We start from the raw sequence: 15,854 nt of genomic DNA, 5'->3' as shown, positions 1-15,854 counted from the left end.
ATTAGTGATTTGTTATTGGTTGGATATTAATGGTTTTTCGGGAAAAGTCGATCGCCCCCAAGCAAGCAAGTTCCGAGTGCGATCGCCCTTTTCACTATTTTTGATGCCGAGTCCACCACCAGACGATCGCTTGACGGGGTGAGAATGCCTCTTCAGGGCAGGGCTGTTTCATTCTCTTGTAGGGGCAATCCCCCCGTGGCTGCCCCTATGTCTCAAACGCCTGTGAAGTCGTCTGTGGGGGGGGTAGACATTCTTGGCACTACAAGAGTCAAAATCGCGATTTTCGTGAGAATGAAACAGCCCTGCCCCAGAAGGGAGTCGCTGTAATGGATAGAGGATTTTCAAGTTCTGAACGAGTTAAAGCATTACTTAAAAAATACAATTTATATTGTATCTTGAGAATTAAAAATAATTCTACTCTCAATATCAAGGAAAATGGAACTTATGAAGTTTGGAAAGGTCAACGAGCAGTCCAATTAAGATTGGTGACTTTTTGAGATTTAGAGACCGGGAGATAATTTAGATTTGTGACCAATTTACCTGAATCAGGAAACCTGGGATATAGTAAGGAAGAAATCCGATAATTTTAGAAAAGACGATGGCAAATTGAGTTGCTATGAATATTCCTGAAAAAGCACTTAAAGTGGTCTCCTTTAATCACGAATCATACCAAGAGGATTCGGATACCAATCTATGCTTCTTTGATTTGTTACTTGCTTCTTCAATTAGTGGATGTTCCCTCTGTAATCGGTGATAAGCTGCTAGATGAATTACGCTATTTACAGGTTTTTATATGTAAAACAATAGCTATGTTCACTGGTTTAATGAACTCATTTTTAAGAGCTAAAATCAGCGGTTTACAAGATTAGTGTATCTATTTTTATCCTCCGATCAAGGGGCAGTCAACACTTCTGGTAAAAATGCAAGATTAAAAGTTTTTTTAAGCTTTAATCTTGCATTTTTACTTTCACTATTTTTTATTCCTCGATCGGCTTAGGCTTCTTAACCGGCTTAGGAAGAGGTGCCTTGGGGGCAGGCGGTGCTGCTGCTGCGGACTTGATGGTAGGACGCCCTACAGGAGCACCGTCACCGCTGGGCCTAGGAGTAAACGGACGCTTCCCTCCTCCTTTGAAGCCACCGGGCGGCTTGCTGCCAGGGGGGAATTTCCGCTTTTTAATCGGCAGGGCACCAATATTATTAGCCTGCTCAATCATCAGACTGTCAGCTTTCAATTTGACGTGGAAATCCCAGAAAAACCCGATCGCCTTTGTAGCTAAATCTCCCTTAAGTTTGAGTTTGAAAAACTTCATCTTGTCGTCATTCTTGCGGGGAGCTTGCTTGATTTTGACGATGACATATTTTTCTTCGTCTTGGGATTGATAAATCACCTCACCTCTAATCGAAAAATAGCCATCTTCAACATCAGGTTCCGAGGGCGACAAAGATGCGGTCGATGCTTCGCCACTAGCCTCAATCTCCGCTGCTTCCTGATTTTCCTCATCAGAGGACGGTTCGGGAGGTTTCTTGAGCGTTTCCGGCTCCCAAACCCCCATAATCTGGGCGTGCAAGTTGCCGTCTTCTTGCCTGGTGCGGGGATAGACCACCCACAAGTGTTCTTGTTCCAGCTCCAAGTGATTTTTGACTAAACTCATGACTCTACCCAGCAAAACTGCGTCGATGGCAGTTCCGTCGGCAGCTATCAGCATACCCCGGGTGAATTGCTCTTCTGATGGCGTGTAGCGGCCCCGCACCAAACCAACAGCTCGGTACTGTCTGGGTTCGCTGGGGGGGGGAATGGGATGTTGGCGCATGACGGAGGGTATGTCCTCAGTGGCCTGACTTTCGTTAGCGGCTGGCTCGGCGTTTGCCGGCGGTGCGACTGCTAGGGCTGGAGTATCGCTGACAGGTGTCGAGGACGCTGCTGGCGCCGGGGGTGCAGGAGCATTGCTAGGCTGGTCTTGTGGCTTTGTTTTGTCCTTGTCGGGGGCAGAACTGTAGCGTGGTCGTTGCAGCCTATCCTTAGACGCTGGGGCGTCTGTTGGCGTTGCCGGTTGATTTGGGTCAACAGGTGCAGCCAACGCCGAAGGCACCGAACTTTCGTCTGGTGTCTCAGGAATGGAATCTGTATCTTTAGGCGGATTGACGGCCAACTCGCTCGGCTGAGCCTTGCGATTTGAAGTAGATTTGGACGATTTGGAAGACCGGTTGGGAGAGGGGTTCATAAAAACTCCTTGCAGCGGAGACACATCCCTTAAGGGAAATTAGGAATAAACTGAAGAAACTGCTTTAAAAACTACTAGCACCTGACAGGCGGGCTTGCGCCCGGATGTCTGGTTGTGACCCGTCAACGCCAAGTTTCAACGCTACGAGTGCCGATCGGTTCGCTGGCTGCTAAAATCCTTGCGAGCAAGGACTTTGGCAGTTGCTGACCGATAGATCGCCGATCGCGCTGAGCTGGAGTTGCTGGCTAATAGCATTTAGGATATTCAGCTTGCCTATTTTACTTAATCCAATTACCTAACGGCCTGATCCGCCATATTTTCGGTAATTTTTAGCTTGACCAGACTAAATTGGACAGACACCGCAGTCCTTGGGGCTGCGGGTCTGAGTGTCCAAAATTGTTTAGCTAGCATGGAGTTGTGGGTCTGTTACCATATTAGCTGCAAGTAAAAGGCTGCTTTGTCCGTTGGGACTTTGAAGTTAAAAACGTTTACGGTTGCACCGATCGAGCTAAATGGCAGATGCCCCCGGCAATGCCTGAATTCTTAGAAAATAGTAGATTTTAAGCTGGGATAGTTGAATTATGGAAAAAGCAAACAAGCGTCGTGGGTTGATTACTGTGGTGGTGGTGCTGTCGCTCATCGCTTTTTTGGGATTTTCCCTTGTGCCAATTTTAAACAGTATTCTCCAGGCCAGCCAAGCGCAAAGTCAGTCAACTCCAACACCTACTCAGACGGCCCAGTCTGGGGAGAAGCAATCAGAGTTGCTGCAAGCTCAGGCTAGGGGATATGAATTGGTTTTGCAGCGGGAACCTGACAACGTAACGGCTTTGCGGGGATTGTTGCAGGTGCGACTGGAGTTGATCGGGCAAGGAGTCGGCGACATTAAGGATGCGATCGCTCCTTTGGAAAAGTTGGCTTCGCTGAATCCTGAGACTACTGAATACGGAATTTTGCTGGCTCAGGCTAAGGAACGCACGGGCGATCGCGAAGGGGCTGCTCAAGCTTACAGGTCAATTTTAGCGTCTAAGCCTGGGGAAATTAAGGCTTTGCAGGGGTTGGTGAATTTGCTGCTAGTGCAGCAGCGGCCCGAAGCTGCGATCGGACTGCTGCAAGATACGCTGAAGGCGGCTCCGGCTGCAAATCTGGCGAAACCGGAAAGTGTGGATGTAACTTCAGTGCAGTTGATTTTGGGGCAGGTTTATGCTGTGCAGAAGCGCTACGAGGAGGCGATCGCGATTTATGACGAATCTGCTAAGGCTAATCCCAAAGATTTTCGCCCGACTTTAGGAAAGGCGATCGTGCTGAAGGAACAGGGCAAAACAGATGAGGCAAAAACGCTGTTCGATCGAGCTACTGAGTTAGCTCCTCCTAACTATAAAGACCAAATTAATCAGTTAGCTAGTGGCACTCCTTCGCCTTCTCCTGCGGCTACGACGACTCCGGAACCGGCGGCTTCTCCTAGTCCTGAAGGTGCGCTACCGAAACCTTAAGGAAAGTTTTTAGTGAAAGAGTTGGGGGTCTTAAGTGAAAGAGTTTGAAGTAAAAAATTTAATAATTTAAACTCAAAACTACTCGCTTTATTCCTAATTACGCAGGACTTACGAAAAGAAATCCGGTTTCTACGATAAATCTTGGTTGAACGACGACAGATACAGGTCGAAACCGGGTTTCTAAGCCCTCGCACCCAGCGTTTTGTTACCGACTACCAATTACTAATTACCAATTATGTAAGACCTCGGAGGGAATTATTACTATTAGCGTTAACCGCGTTGTTCTACCTCCTGCTTTTCCAGACCACACTCAATTACCAGACTTCGACGGTACTTTTGTAAAAAATTTTCAGGAGCATCCGCAAAGTTTAATTTTAACTGATTCCCTCGGCCAGATTTTGCAGCAGCGCCATCCTGACGGACAATATGCGATCGGTCAAGACTGCGGCATTTACTGGCGAGAAACCGAGCCGCCGGAAAAAGGTGCAGAAGCTCCTGATTGGTTTTATGTTCCCAATGTACCTCCTAATTTAGACGGTCAAATTCGGCGTTCCTACGTGCTGTGGCGGGAACACATAGCACCGTTAATTGCGTTGGAATTTGCTAGCGGGAACGGGGATGAAGAGCGCGATTCCCTTCGGGATAGCTTCGCTTCACGTACTCCTTTATCGCGCTCAGATGAAGGGATGGTAACGAAACCGGGAAAGTTTTGGGTTTACGAGCGGGTGATGCGAATTCCCTATTACGGCATCTACCAAGTTAATAATGGCCGATTAGAAGTTTATCGGTTGATTGACGGGTATTATCAACTGTTAGAACTCAATCAGCGCGGTCATTTTCCCATTGCACCTTTAGGCGTAGAATTGGGACTTTGGCAAGGCAGTTATCAAAATCAAACCATGCTTTGGCTGCGCTGGTGGGACGAGGAAGGTAATTTGCTGTTGATTGGCGATGAAAGAGCAGAATTAGAGAGGTTGCGAGGGGATCAACAGCGGGAAAGGGCCGAACAAGAAAGGTTGCGAGCCGAGAGTGCAGAACAAGCACGACAAGCTGAATTTCAGGCAAGAAGGGATGCAATTCCCCGGTTGTTGGGAATGGGGTTGAGTGCCGAACAAGTGGCGGAGGCGTTAAGTTTATCTGTGGAGGAAGTGATGGAGAATGCTGGAGAGTGAGATAGTGAGAGAGAATTGGGGAAAAGGGCGATCGGTCTTAATAGACTTCATCATGAGAACCCATTTTGAGCAATAAAATAGCTTCCTCCTCATCTTCTGGATCGGTCACAAACTCAAATAAAATCCGATAATCATAATCTATTGAACACGACCAGATACCCGATAAATCTCCTGTCAGTTTGTGAGTTCGCAAGCTGGGGTTAAAGCAGTCTTCAGACAAAAGTTCAAGCGTAGCTTCAATTAAAAGGCGAAGCTGAGGATTTTTACGAACTAACTTTTTGAAACTACGAATAGATTTGGGAGTCCAACCAATTTTCATCAATCATCCAACTCCGCCATAAAATCGGCTACCGACCCAAATTTAACATTTCCCTCAGCATACTCTTGACGAACTTCTGCCACTTCCTTGAGTAATTCATTTCGTCGCTGTTGTCGCAGACGATTCTGAAGAATATCTAGAAGCAGGGCTTGATCTTCTAATGATAAAACTTCTACAGCTTCAAGAGCTTGCTGGAATTGAGATGTCTGTGTCGTTTTACTCATATAGCCTTTCTCAGAAAGATGAGGTACTCATGGGCATAGGGCATAGGGCATAGGGCATAGGGCATAGGGCATAAGGCATACCTCACTTTTTTGAGAACCGCTATATATTATTTTGAACAGTTTAGAAAATCGCTTATCGGTACGGTATAACTCTAAAAGATTCGGAATTATGCCCCATAAAATCAGTATAGCAATCCTAAATGATTATACTCGTTACCAGGCTCTTCCTGGTAACGCATATCCGGAGGAAGATCCTCCATAGTCTGGGCCGAGGCAGAGCCTCGCTTACATCGGTTCCCAGGCAGAGCTTGGGAACCAGTTAAACGGCAAACTCAGTAGATTGTGTTTACTTGAATTAGTAATTTTTGGCTGGTGGGGACGGGTTTTATAATTAGTTCGTGGGTGTTAAATATTTTGGTGAACCCGCCCTTACAGAAATTACTCTCGCTCAATATATTTCAAAAATCACAAATCCGATTTCTTTTCCCCCGTGCCTCAGTCATTTTTAACATGATTTTCAAATTAATTATAACTCATTTTAGGCGGCATCTCCGTCAATAAAACGCTAGTTTGCCAGGGATTAAAATCCCTGGATTTTTTCGATATATTAATACTTCCTCTCCTGCGGCTCAAACATCGTAATCGCTACTGGCATATAAGCCAAATCAATCCCCGCAGGCGAATAATAGGCCAGCGTATGTTTCAAAAAATTCCCATCATCGCGCTCAGTAAAATCTTCTCGCGAATGAGCTCCCCGACTTTCCTGTCGGTTCAAAGCTGAAGTTAAAATCATTTTCCCCACTATTATCAAACTCCGCAATTCCAAAGCTTCCACAATTTCCGTATTCCACAACTTGCCTTTATCGTCTAAGTAAACCTCCTCATATTGTCGTTCTAAATCCTCCAATTTCTTTAAACCTTCCTGCATCAATTCGGCGCTACGAAATACGCCACAATACTCAGTCATAGTATCTTGATACTGCTGCCGCACTTGATTGATGCGGTATTTTCCCGGACGTTCTAAAAGTGCCTGAATTTGCTCTTTTGCTTCCGTAATATAACGCTGTTCGTCTACGGCAGGTAACTTGCGATTTTGCACGAATTGTGCTATGGTGGCGCCAGTAACTTTGCCGTAAACGACGCATTCTAAAAGCGAATTGCTGCCCAAACGGTTGGCGCCATGAACAGACACGCAAGCTGCTTCCCCGGCTGCAAAGAAACCGTCTACCAAACTATCAGGACTGCTGCGAACTTGCCCGCTAACATTAGTAGGAATTCCCCCCATTGAATAGTGAACGGTAGGGCGGACGGGCATCGGCTGATTTACGGCATCAATTCCTAACAAACGGTGGGCTTCTTCCCAAGCAAAAGGAATTTTGCTCATAATTTTTTCGCGTCCCATGTGCCGCAAATCGAGGTAGATAAACGGGCCGCCGCCACTACCATCAACATTAATTCCTCGGCCGGCGCGAATTTCTATGGAAATTGACCGCGAGGTGATATCCCTAGGCGCTAATTCCATCCGCGACGGGGCATAATTTGCCATAAATCGATCGCCCTCTGAATTAATCAAATAAGCGCCTTCGCCCCGCACAGCCTCCGAAATCAACACTCCCACGGGATACAAACCCGTCGGGTGAAACTGCACGAATTCCATATCTTCCAGCGGCAATCCAGCTAAAGCCGTCATCGCCAAACCGTCTCCCGTCGAGGCGTAATCGTTCGACGTGGTATTGTAAACTCGGCCGTAACCCCCCGTAGCAAACATCACCGCCTTAGCACGGACAACCTCAATTTGACCGTCTAGAAGGCTGTACATAACTACGCCCTTGGCTTGGCCTTCTTCCAAAATCAGGCGCGTAACATACCACTCCTGATAGATGTGAACTCCGCAGCGGCGCAGATTGTTGACTAATTCGTGGAGGATGGCGTGACCGGTTTTGTCGGCGGCGTAGCAGGTGCGGCGGTGGGAATGTCCGCCGAAAGCGCGCTGGGCAATTCTGCCGTCTGGGAGGCGGGAAAAGAGGACTCCCATGTGTTCTAAATCTATGACTACACCGGGGGCTTCGCGGGTGAGGATTTCTACCGCGTCTTGGTCGGCTAAATAGTCTGAACCTTTTACTGTGTCGAAGGCGTGGGCTTTCCAACTGTCTTCGGGATCGACATTTTGTAAGCTGGAGGCCATGCCACCTTGGGCTGCGACGGAGTGCGATCGAATCGGGTGAGTTTTGGCGACGACAGCTACCTTTAAACTGGGGTCAGTCCGAGCAATTTCTACTGCGGCGCGGCAACCTGCTAAACCGCCGCCTACAATGATTACGTCGTGTTCTAGCATCTTTTTGAATTATTTTGAGTGTTCTGCTCAACTTATGGTGACGCAAAAAAAAACTTCCTACCACAAGAGTGGGAAGTTTTTTAACTTTTGATTTGAATGGAAAATCAAAAGTTAAATTTTCAAATTGGACTAGCCGGCGCTTTCGGCAGGGTTCTGAAGCGACTGATTTCCCGTTGCAGAAGGTTGAGGTTCCGTACCGGGTTCTACAGCAAGCACTTCAATGTTATTTAGCAGAGTTGTAACGAAAGCAAACAGCAAGAAGGGCAGAGACAGCACTAAAATCAAGCCGACAGTAGCCAAGGCGAAGATTTGGCGGGCGCTACTCCACAAGGCGAGTGCCGAGGCTAGACTTAGGAAGATGACTATCAGCCAAACAATGATTTGACCGTAAATGTCGCCAAAGGTGAGCGTACATCTAAGGCGATAGTTTTGGATGTTATTCATTTGATGCCTCGCGAGATTGCTATTACGACTTGTCCAAAAATACTTTGACAGTGCGTCAATGCCCACTGTAAATTTCTAAGTTTAGCTGCCGCAACTTGCTTTTGGGGCTGTTTTAAACATTCTTTATATAAGTTGCCACAACACTTGATAAATTTTTGCTTCTGACTGGGAAATGCTGTTGCAACAGTTAGCGATCGCCCTCCGACGCCTAGAAGCCGGGTTTTTTACTGTTTTGGCGGGCTGACTGGAAGTAAACGCAATAAACCAAGGTGATGACCGCCCGTGCGTCCAGGATTACGAAACCAAGGCATAAGGGGAAAGTCTACTTTTTGAGGGAGCCCCGACTTAGTAAAGTAATGTTAAGCTGCGTGGGAATGGAATCAACCTTTATAGCGTCGCACCTGTCTTTTCGCCCATGTCTTCAGAGAGCAAATTGCTGATTTCGCGCTGTTTCCTGGCTGGTTTGGGAACACAGATGTTTATGTACCGCGAAGACCGGATTCCCCAACAGAGCCCGGTGCTGGTGGTGAGCAATCACCGCAGTTTCTTAGATCCTGTGCTGCTGACGGCGGCTTTGGGTCGATCGATCCGCTTTGCTTGTCATCATTACATGGGTCAAGTTCCGGTGATGAGGGAAGTAGTCACGACTTTCGGCGCTTTCCCCTTAGAAGCACCGGAGCACCGACAGCAGCATTTTTTCTCTCAAGCGACAGCACTGCTGCAACGCGGGGAGATGGTGGGGGTGTTTCCAGAGGGTGCAGAACCGATGGTGAAGCTTACCGGGCCGAATACTGTGGGGAAGTTTCAGCGGGGATTTGCTCATTTGGCTTTGCGGGCACCGGTGCGGGATTTGGCGGTTTTGCCCGTGGCGATTAGTTCTTTTGAGGAACACTCGGTACGATCGGGTGTACCGCTCAAGTTGTTGAGTTTGTTTGATCCTTCGGAACCGCTGTTCGATCGATCTGGGTGGCATCCTGTGATAATTTATCAGCGAGTTAATGTTTTAATCGGCCAGCCTTACTGGATTACTGCCGAGAGACAGCAGCAATATCAAGGCAAAAAAGCCAAAGCAGTTGTCGCTGAACTCACAGACCACTGTCAGGGAGAAATTGCAGAATTACTCCAACGAGGTTGTTTGTAAGTTTGTTGACTGTTGACTGTGGACTGGTGTCAGATTTCCAATCTAAAATCTAAAATCTAAAATCTAAAATCGATTGACTTGAATCATGGCAAATGCTAACAATAAGGTTCGTTTCCTAACCCCCAAACCCCCGAAACCCGATCGCCCTTTATTTGTATTTCTGCCCGGTATGGATGGCAGCGGTTTGCTGCTGCGGCCGCAAATTGCTAAATTAGCAAATCATTTCGACATTCGCTGCTTAACTGTACCGGCTGACGACATGGCTAGTTGGGAGGTACTGGTTAGCGAAACAATTGCCTTAATTGAAGCAGAAAAGCAAGCGGGAAAGCCGAAGCGGCCGGTTTATCTGTGCGGCGAGTCATTTGGGGGCTGTTTAGCGATGAAAACTGTTTTAGAAGCTCCTCAATTGTGCGATCGATTAATTTTAGTCAATCCAGCTTCTTCATTCCGACAGCAGCCTTGGGTGCAGTGGGGATCGTATCTGACTCAGTGGCTGCCGGCCAACCTTTATCCGCTGTCGGTAATCGGTTTATTGCCGATATTAGCATCATTAGGAAAGATTGGGCGCGATGATCGGCGAGCTTTGCTAGAAGCGATGCAAGCAGTACCGCAAAACACGTCTGTGTGGAGATTGGCGTTAGTGCGATCGTTTAATGTTGACGAAAATCAGTTGCGTGGCATCAAACAGCCGACGCTAGTAATTGCTAGCGGTGCCGATCGCCTGCTGCCTTCCCTAGTAGAAGCGAAGCTTTTAGTCAAGGTAATTCCCAAAGCTGAAATGGTGCTGCTTGCTAACAGCGGTCATGCTTGTTTGTTAGAAACAGATGTTAACCTTTATGGGATTATGCAAGCTCGCAATTTTTTGACAAAATCCGAAGAAAATCGGTCATTAGTCAGCAGTCAATAGTCAATAGTCCTTGGGCATTGGGCATTGGGCATCTCCGAAAAACCATCTTATCGGCATCAGCAATTAGCAATTAAGTAGATGAGTGGGAAAATACATAAGTATGTCATAGCTGCATGAAACGAAGTGAAACGAAGCAATCGCAATGGTTCTGGCAGATTTAAATTCCGTTACATAGCGAGGTTTCTTTGCGCCTACCTACTTAATACCTCTTGGGTGTCGATGGTCAGGAAATGCAATAATAGCTTCAATTAAGTTCATTAGCGATACACCGAGTTAGGATAGTATTTGCGATCGGGTCTGACCCGATCGCAAATACTATGATACATTTAAGTAGATGAGTGGGAAAATACATAAGTATGTCATTGTTCGTTAAACGTCGCAATTCGCTTACGGTTCTAGCAGCTTTACATTCGGTTACACAGCAAGGTTTATGTGCGCCTAGCTACTTATCCTCTGACAATAAATCCACCCTGCTTTACTACTCGTGAAACATACTTAGTCTGGTCATATTCTGGCTTTTTAAAGCCTAGGCCTTGAGATGTGCGCTTCCTGACGTAATTCTTTATTCCTGCGTCGCACGTACACGAACAGATCGACTAAACTCAGGCCTATTTCTTTGCATATTTATTATCCTTACCGGATATATACCCATGCTTTTGGATATACATTGTTCTTTAGCGCTAGCCTGTAAATCTTCTATTTTTACGTCTATTCCGCCCCCCCTGTCGGTGATATAAAGCAATTTTAGGTTACCCACTAAGTTATCAGTTGTCTGGAAGCAAAGGGTTGTATTCCTCATATCTTTTGGCCTTAAGTCCAATGTCTCTTGAGGACCGAGAGTCTTCTCTCCTAATAAAATCGTTTCTGCTAAGGCTGTACCTGCGAAACCCAAAGAGATACCAGCCGCAGCAATTAAAACTGCTGGTAATTTTTTGACAAAACTCATACGACAATACCTCGTTTGTTGAAATTTACGTGGATTGGTGGTTTTTTCTTCCCACATCTTTTAGACGTTTCCCGATCCCCATTTAGTAATTTTTCGAGTTACGAGGAAATTTTCTCCCCCAAAAATCCCCCCTCAACCCCTAGAACCCTTTCTCCCCTTACCCTTCAACCGCAGCAAACTCTTCTCAACCTCCCCACGCGCTGGATACAACAACTGCTGACTCAAAGCACTTTCATAAGCCTGTATCGCTCCCAACGGATCTTTCAACCCCACCAAGGCTCTCCCTAACCAGTAGTCAGCCATAGCCCCGTTAAACGCTCTCAATTCCTGACATCCCTCACCGGCAACTTTCCACCAGCGCTGACTAGCCCCAACATCCCCCAGCACCTGGTAACTCTCCGCCAGCCACAGCGCCGTCGGCACGAATTGCAGAGAAATTCCCGCTGGTAACAACTTCCATCCTTTCTCCAACGCCTCCACCGCTTCTTGATGTTTAAGCGCCAAAGCCAACACCCGCCCATGACGAAACCAAGCATCAACTAACTGCGGCTGAAGTTTTGTGCCCTGCTCAGAAACACTACATCCTCGTTCAATCTCTTTGAAGTGTTCCACCAACACCCGCCCCGTAGTCCCCCAAACACTCCAACGTTCAGGAAATCGTTTCAGCATCTGTTCGACCACAAAACGCAATTCTTCCCAGCGTTTGGCAGCCGGTAAAATTTCACACAAGACCTGATAAATTGCACAATTATGGGGATACAGTTGATAAGCATTCGCCATCATCTGTGCTGCTTTTTGATATTCTCCCGTGTCGTATAAGCACCGGCCATAGTAATACCAACCATAAGGATAATTGGGGTGTTCGGTGGTAAACTCTGCTAACACCTCCACACCTTGCCGCCAATCTCCCCGGAAAATGTGATAATAGCCCAGAGAATTGTGAGCCTCAGCCCCATAAGGAGTTTGTAGCAGTAAAGAAGTAATCATTTTTTTCGTCAGTTTTCCCTCTTCACCAGAAACTAATCTCATCTGAAGACGTTGCTCAATTTGTCGTTGCAGTACCCTAAAATCATTCGGAAATAGAGCTATAAGCTTGCTCAACTGCTCTGTTGCGGCGCTCATATCCCCCACCGCTAGCAGCGCATCATGGCTGTAAATCAACGCCACAACATCATCTGGGTTGATTGCCAAAATTTGCTCCACAGCACTGAGCACGCCAAGATGATTTTCTATCTGCTGATACACCTGTGCCAAAGCCAGCGGATGAACTACTTTTTCACGTTCTAAATGAGTTGCTAAATTAAAGGCAATAATTGCTTTGTCACTCTCACCCCGACAAACTGCCATCAATCCCTTGATATGATGCTGAGTCGCTTCGTTTTCGGAACACGACAAGGCTTTTTCATAGACTTCTATTGCCTCTTTGTCTCGTTTCATTAGCTGCAATAGTTTCCCTAGTTGCAGCAGCACACCCATTAATTGCGCTTGTCGCTCAATCACTTGATGATATTCGGCAACCGCTTGTTGCCAGTCTCCCATCTGGTAAAGCAAATTAGCTAGCTCTAACCTTTTTTTCCATCCTTGGGGATATTTCTGAACATACTTACTTAAAGTGTTTAATTTCTGCTCTTGTCTAGTTGGCTTTTCTTCTAAGAAAAAGTGAACATTCATCTCTAGCCCAGAAGATTGGCAGAACTGCACCAATGATGTGGCAAAGTATCCAGACATAATTTAGATCGGCTATAGATAAGGGGAAATAGAATAATTTACGTTGCTCACATTATGTCTTAGTTACTCAAACTGAACAAGCCAAAAAAGATTAATTATTATCAAGGAAAATCAATGGCTCTCTAGTAAACAAAAAGCGATATCTACGACGGGCGTTGCCTACGCACTGCGAAAAAAAGCGATCGCGCCCTTCGTCGAGTGGGCCCTATCGCTTTTTCTTCAAGTTTTTGAACACTGAAATGGAGCCGCCCTAAGTTGGTAATGTCCCCAAAGTCAAAGAGATTTCACTCTCACGCATTATGGATTATTTTACCTTTACATTTTTCTGGCTTCATCAAATATATTGTCTAGCTCATCGGAGTCCTTACGGTTGGCAGATTCCCCTGTATCGTCTGCCCAAACTGTTAGCATTCTAAAACATAGCTTAACTGATAACACTTTTTGAGTGTTGCAGTAATCAAATAATCTTTTCTTCCTGTCTGCTGGATCCTTCCATATCTCGTCAAATGCTTTGAACGTGGCATATCCCCCAGGTACTTTACTCAGCATATCCCTGAACTGACCAGCAATTAAATAAGTATCTGGTGTTAAATTTAATTGCCTAGATGGAATACTTTCCACAGGAATTTTAACCGTGTCTGACTGAAACTTTTCAGAGGTAATCGAGTTGGTAGCAGCAAAACTGCTTATGGATGTAGATGACCACAGGAGACTTGCCACGAGTGCGATCTGGATTTTGTGGGATGTACTCATTTTTTGTTAAGAAAGATGTAACTAATGCCTGGACTCTAAGCGGTTTTATCTGACCGCTTATTTATTAGTTAGACGTTTTCCCACCCTAATTTGGGAATTTTTCGAGTTACGAGCAAATTTTCTCCCCCAAAATCCCCCCTCAACCCCTATAACCCTTGCTCCTCTTAGCGTTGAGCCGCTGCAATATCCTCTCAACTTCCCCAAAGGCGGGATAAACAACGGCTGACTCAACGCACTTTCATCTCCAGACTAGAAGAGTAGTAGAGATGTAGGAATGATGGGGTAAAGTTTCCAGACATAGTACGGTGACTTGATAGCTAATTTCTTCATCCTGGCTTTTTGGGGGAATTAGTGATTCCCAATTGCATTGGGGTTGAGACTTTTCTGGCAAAGGAATTACCAACTTTAAGGCGGGCGAGGAAGAATTTAGATGAGTATCATCTTCACCGGCCAGATATTTGGTTAAATGCCTTCGCAGAATTCGGCAGGCTTTGGTCACGCATTTGCGGACGTTTTCTTCAGAGAAGAGAAATAGCTTGGCAATATCTTGATAAGATTTATTTTGGTAGTGGTATAAGACAAAAGTATCGCGGAGTCTGGGAGGCAAGGAGTCAATTTGGTGGTAGATATATGCCTGCAATTCCAGGTCTATAAAATTAGGTTCAGTAAATCCTAAGTTAGAATAAAGTGCTGGATAATCTTCAAGTTTAATCTCGTCTATGTTTTTAATTATTAGTGCATCTCGTTTGCGTTTTCGATGCAAATCTATGCAGAAGTTATAGAGAATTTTAGTTAACCAAGCTTTAGGACATTTAATTTGACTTCCATAGTTTTGCCATTCATTCCAGGCTTTAAGCATTGCCTGACTCAATACTTCTTCGGCATCGATGGGGTTTGAGTTCATCCACTTGAGACAGCAATGGGAAAGATAATCTTGATGGGCCTGCCATTCTTCCCAAAAAATTGTATTTTTATCTTCAGTTTCATCCCACAGGATTGATGCAGCCACTGATTGAGAAGATGACCTGATTTTCTGAGTTCTCTGGCTATTGCTTTCCATTTACATTTACAGCAGATTCCACATTTATGAAGTACACCCGCCTATCGTGAGCTTCCCCGTAGGGATACTCCAAGATCCCGTTGGTGTCAACAATCGCCTGAAAGCCTGTGATAAATCTCGTTTTTACCTGAGTCCAGATCCCCCTAAATCCCCCTGATTTTTGGGGAGTAGGGGTTGACTTTGAGTAAGTTATTGTCCCCCCCTCTTCTTATCCCGAACTCCGGTTAATTAAGACTCAGCCATTTTTGAGCGTTAAGCCGCTGGACGACGCCAAACACCATGAGGTCTAGTGTTACCTTGCGCTCATCTATCAAAAAAGGCTCTAAAGTGCTTGTTTTGGTATTATTTTCAGCGCAGGAAAACGCCCTTTGACTTTGAATATTTTCTTGAGGAAAATATAGGTTAAATTGGCGCTGACCTTCTTGGAATTTTCCAATTACCTGCCAGCAATCTCCGGCGGAACTCATGCCGGCAACTGGGAGTTTTTGTTTTGCCAAACTCACCTCTAAATCCTTAACCCCCTGCTTAGTCAAAGCAGTTTGCAAAGCGGGCAAATAATCTTGTTGAATAAATTCCGCAAAGGGCTTGTCTTCAACAGCAGGTGCTTTTTCCTTTTTAGCTTTAGCTGGGGGCTTGTCGCCTTCGGCCTTGGCTGCGGGCTTTTTAGCAGCCGCTTGGGGCTTGTCAGTGCTGGGTAAGTCGCTTGTGTCGGGTCCGTCGGAACTTGGGGCGTTCTCGATCGCAGCACTGGGAGTTTCGGATTCGCCAGCGGTAGGATTTTTCGGTTCTTTCTTGGCTGCGGGCTTTTTAGCAGCCCGCTGAGGCTTGTCAGTGCTGGGCAAGTCGGTTGTCTCTGCTGTGTCGGAACTCGGGGCGTGATCGATCGAAGCACTGGGAGTTTCCGATTCTCCAGCGGTAGGATTTTGGGGTTCTTCTGGCATTAACGCTTCCTGTTAAAAGTGATCGGTAAAAGGAGTTGTGAGTGCAAGTGGGGGCGATCGACTTTTTTGATCGCGCACACTTTTTATCGAAAACCAACCTGAGAAAATTGGGATTCAAAAAAATTTGAACTCAAAACATTCTCAGAGGGCGATCGCCCGCCAATATCACAAC

The 15,854-nt window shown here is 46.1% G+C and carries 15 protein-coding genes; 5 read left to right on the top strand and 10 right to left on the bottom strand.

Features of this window, described 5'->3' with window-relative positions; genetic code table 11:
- The first annotated feature begins 4 nt into the window (after nt 1–4).
- Nucleotides 5–142: a hypothetical protein gene (locus QUA83_RS11740; RefSeq protein ID WP_333293333.1), complete on the top strand. Its 138-nt coding sequence runs from the start codon at nt 5–7 to the stop codon at nt 140–142.
- Nucleotides 143–977: 835 nt separating this feature from the next.
- Here the strand turns inward: QUA83_RS11740 and QUA83_RS11735 are convergent.
- Complete coding sequence (locus QUA83_RS11735) at nt 978–2,222, bottom strand: hypothetical protein (protein WP_333293332.1); 1,245 nt, start codon at nt 2,220–2,222, stop codon at nt 978–980.
- Between the two features lie 581 nt (nt 2,223–2,803).
- Here QUA83_RS11735 and QUA83_RS11730 point away from each other — a divergent pair.
- Both QUA83_RS11730 and QUA83_RS11725 read left to right on the top strand, forming a co-directional pair.
- Nucleotides 2,804–3,712: a tetratricopeptide repeat protein gene (locus QUA83_RS11730; RefSeq protein ID WP_333293331.1), complete on the top strand. Its 909-nt coding sequence runs from the start codon at nt 2,804–2,806 to the stop codon at nt 3,710–3,712.
- Nucleotides 3,713–3,969: 257 nt separating this feature from the next.
- Nucleotides 3,970–4,884 carry a Uma2 family endonuclease gene (locus QUA83_RS11725; protein WP_333293344.1) on the top strand — a complete coding sequence of 305 codons (915 nt, stop codon included), beginning with the start codon at nt 3,970–3,972 and terminating at the stop codon, nt 4,882–4,884.
- A 37-nt stretch (nt 4,885–4,921) separates the two neighbouring features.
- On the opposite strand, the gene QUA83_RS11720 is transcribed toward QUA83_RS11725, so the two are convergent.
- From QUA83_RS11720 to QUA83_RS11705, 4 genes are all read right to left on the bottom strand, one after another.
- Nucleotides 4,922–5,203, bottom strand: coding sequence for a type II toxin-antitoxin system mRNA interferase toxin, RelE/StbE family (locus QUA83_RS11720; protein ID WP_333293330.1), 282 nt, complete (start codon nt 5,201–5,203; stop codon nt 4,922–4,924).
- Entirely contained in the window at nt 5,203–5,427 is a 225-nt protein-coding gene (locus tag QUA83_RS11715; protein WP_333234642.1) for a hypothetical protein, read from the bottom strand. The genes QUA83_RS11720 and QUA83_RS11715 overlap by 1 nt, the downstream gene beginning before the upstream one ends.
- A 607-nt stretch (nt 5,428–6,034) precedes the next feature.
- Entirely contained in the window at nt 6,035–7,762 is a 1,728-nt protein-coding gene (locus QUA83_RS11710; RefSeq protein WP_333293329.1) for a succinate dehydrogenase/fumarate reductase flavoprotein subunit, read from the bottom strand.
- Between the two features lie 129 nt (nt 7,763–7,891).
- The gene (locus tag QUA83_RS11705) at nt 7,892–8,206 is read right to left on the bottom strand and encodes a hypothetical protein (protein ID WP_190741078.1); all 315 of its coding nucleotides are present in this window, start codon (nt 8,204–8,206) and stop codon (nt 7,892–7,894) included.
- 415 nt (nt 8,207–8,621) lie between these two features.
- Here QUA83_RS11705 and QUA83_RS11700 point away from each other — a divergent pair, with 415 nt between their 5' ends.
- Complete coding sequence (locus tag QUA83_RS11700; RefSeq protein WP_333293328.1) at nt 8,622–9,347, top strand: lysophospholipid acyltransferase family protein; 726 nt, start codon at nt 8,622–8,624, stop codon at nt 9,345–9,347.
- An 85-nt stretch (nt 9,348–9,432) separates the two neighbouring features.
- Nucleotides 9,433–10,254, top strand: coding sequence for an alpha/beta hydrolase (locus QUA83_RS11695; RefSeq protein ID WP_333293327.1), 822 nt, complete (start codon nt 9,433–9,435; stop codon nt 10,252–10,254).
- A gap of 562 nt (nt 10,255–10,816) precedes the next feature.
- On the opposite strand, the gene QUA83_RS11690 is transcribed toward QUA83_RS11695, so the two are convergent.
- The 5 genes from QUA83_RS11690 to QUA83_RS11670 form a co-directional block, all read right to left on the bottom strand.
- Nucleotides 10,817–11,257, bottom strand: coding sequence for a hypothetical protein (locus tag QUA83_RS11690; protein WP_333293326.1), 441 nt, complete (start codon nt 11,255–11,257; stop codon nt 10,817–10,819).
- A gap of 75 nt (nt 11,258–11,332) precedes the next feature.
- Nucleotides 11,333–12,928, bottom strand: coding sequence for a tetratricopeptide repeat protein (locus tag QUA83_RS11685; protein WP_333293325.1), 1,596 nt, complete (start codon nt 12,926–12,928; stop codon nt 11,333–11,335).
- A gap of 315 nt (nt 12,929–13,243) precedes the next feature.
- The gene (locus tag QUA83_RS11680) at nt 13,244–13,681 is read right to left on the bottom strand and encodes a hypothetical protein (protein ID WP_333293324.1); all 438 of its coding nucleotides are present in this window, start codon (nt 13,679–13,681) and stop codon (nt 13,244–13,246) included.
- A gap of 238 nt (nt 13,682–13,919) precedes the next feature.
- Nucleotides 13,920–14,741, bottom strand: coding sequence for a sigma-70 family RNA polymerase sigma factor (locus QUA83_RS11675; RefSeq protein WP_333293323.1), 822 nt, complete (start codon nt 14,739–14,741; stop codon nt 13,920–13,922).
- 224 nt (nt 14,742–14,965) lie between these two features.
- Nucleotides 14,966–15,682: a DUF2996 domain-containing protein gene (locus tag QUA83_RS11670; protein WP_333293322.1), complete on the bottom strand. Its 717-nt coding sequence runs from the start codon at nt 15,680–15,682 to the stop codon at nt 14,966–14,968.
- Nucleotides 15,683–15,854: the final 172 nt, after the last annotated feature.

It is taken from the genome of Microcoleus sp. K1-B1 (assembly GCF_036704705.1).
Taxonomy (GTDB): domain Bacteria; phylum Cyanobacteriota; class Cyanobacteriia; order Cyanobacteriales; family Microcoleaceae; genus Microcoleus.
The sequence above is the reverse complement of the archived record's forward strand: the minus strand, read 5'-3'. Positions and strand labels throughout refer to the sequence as shown.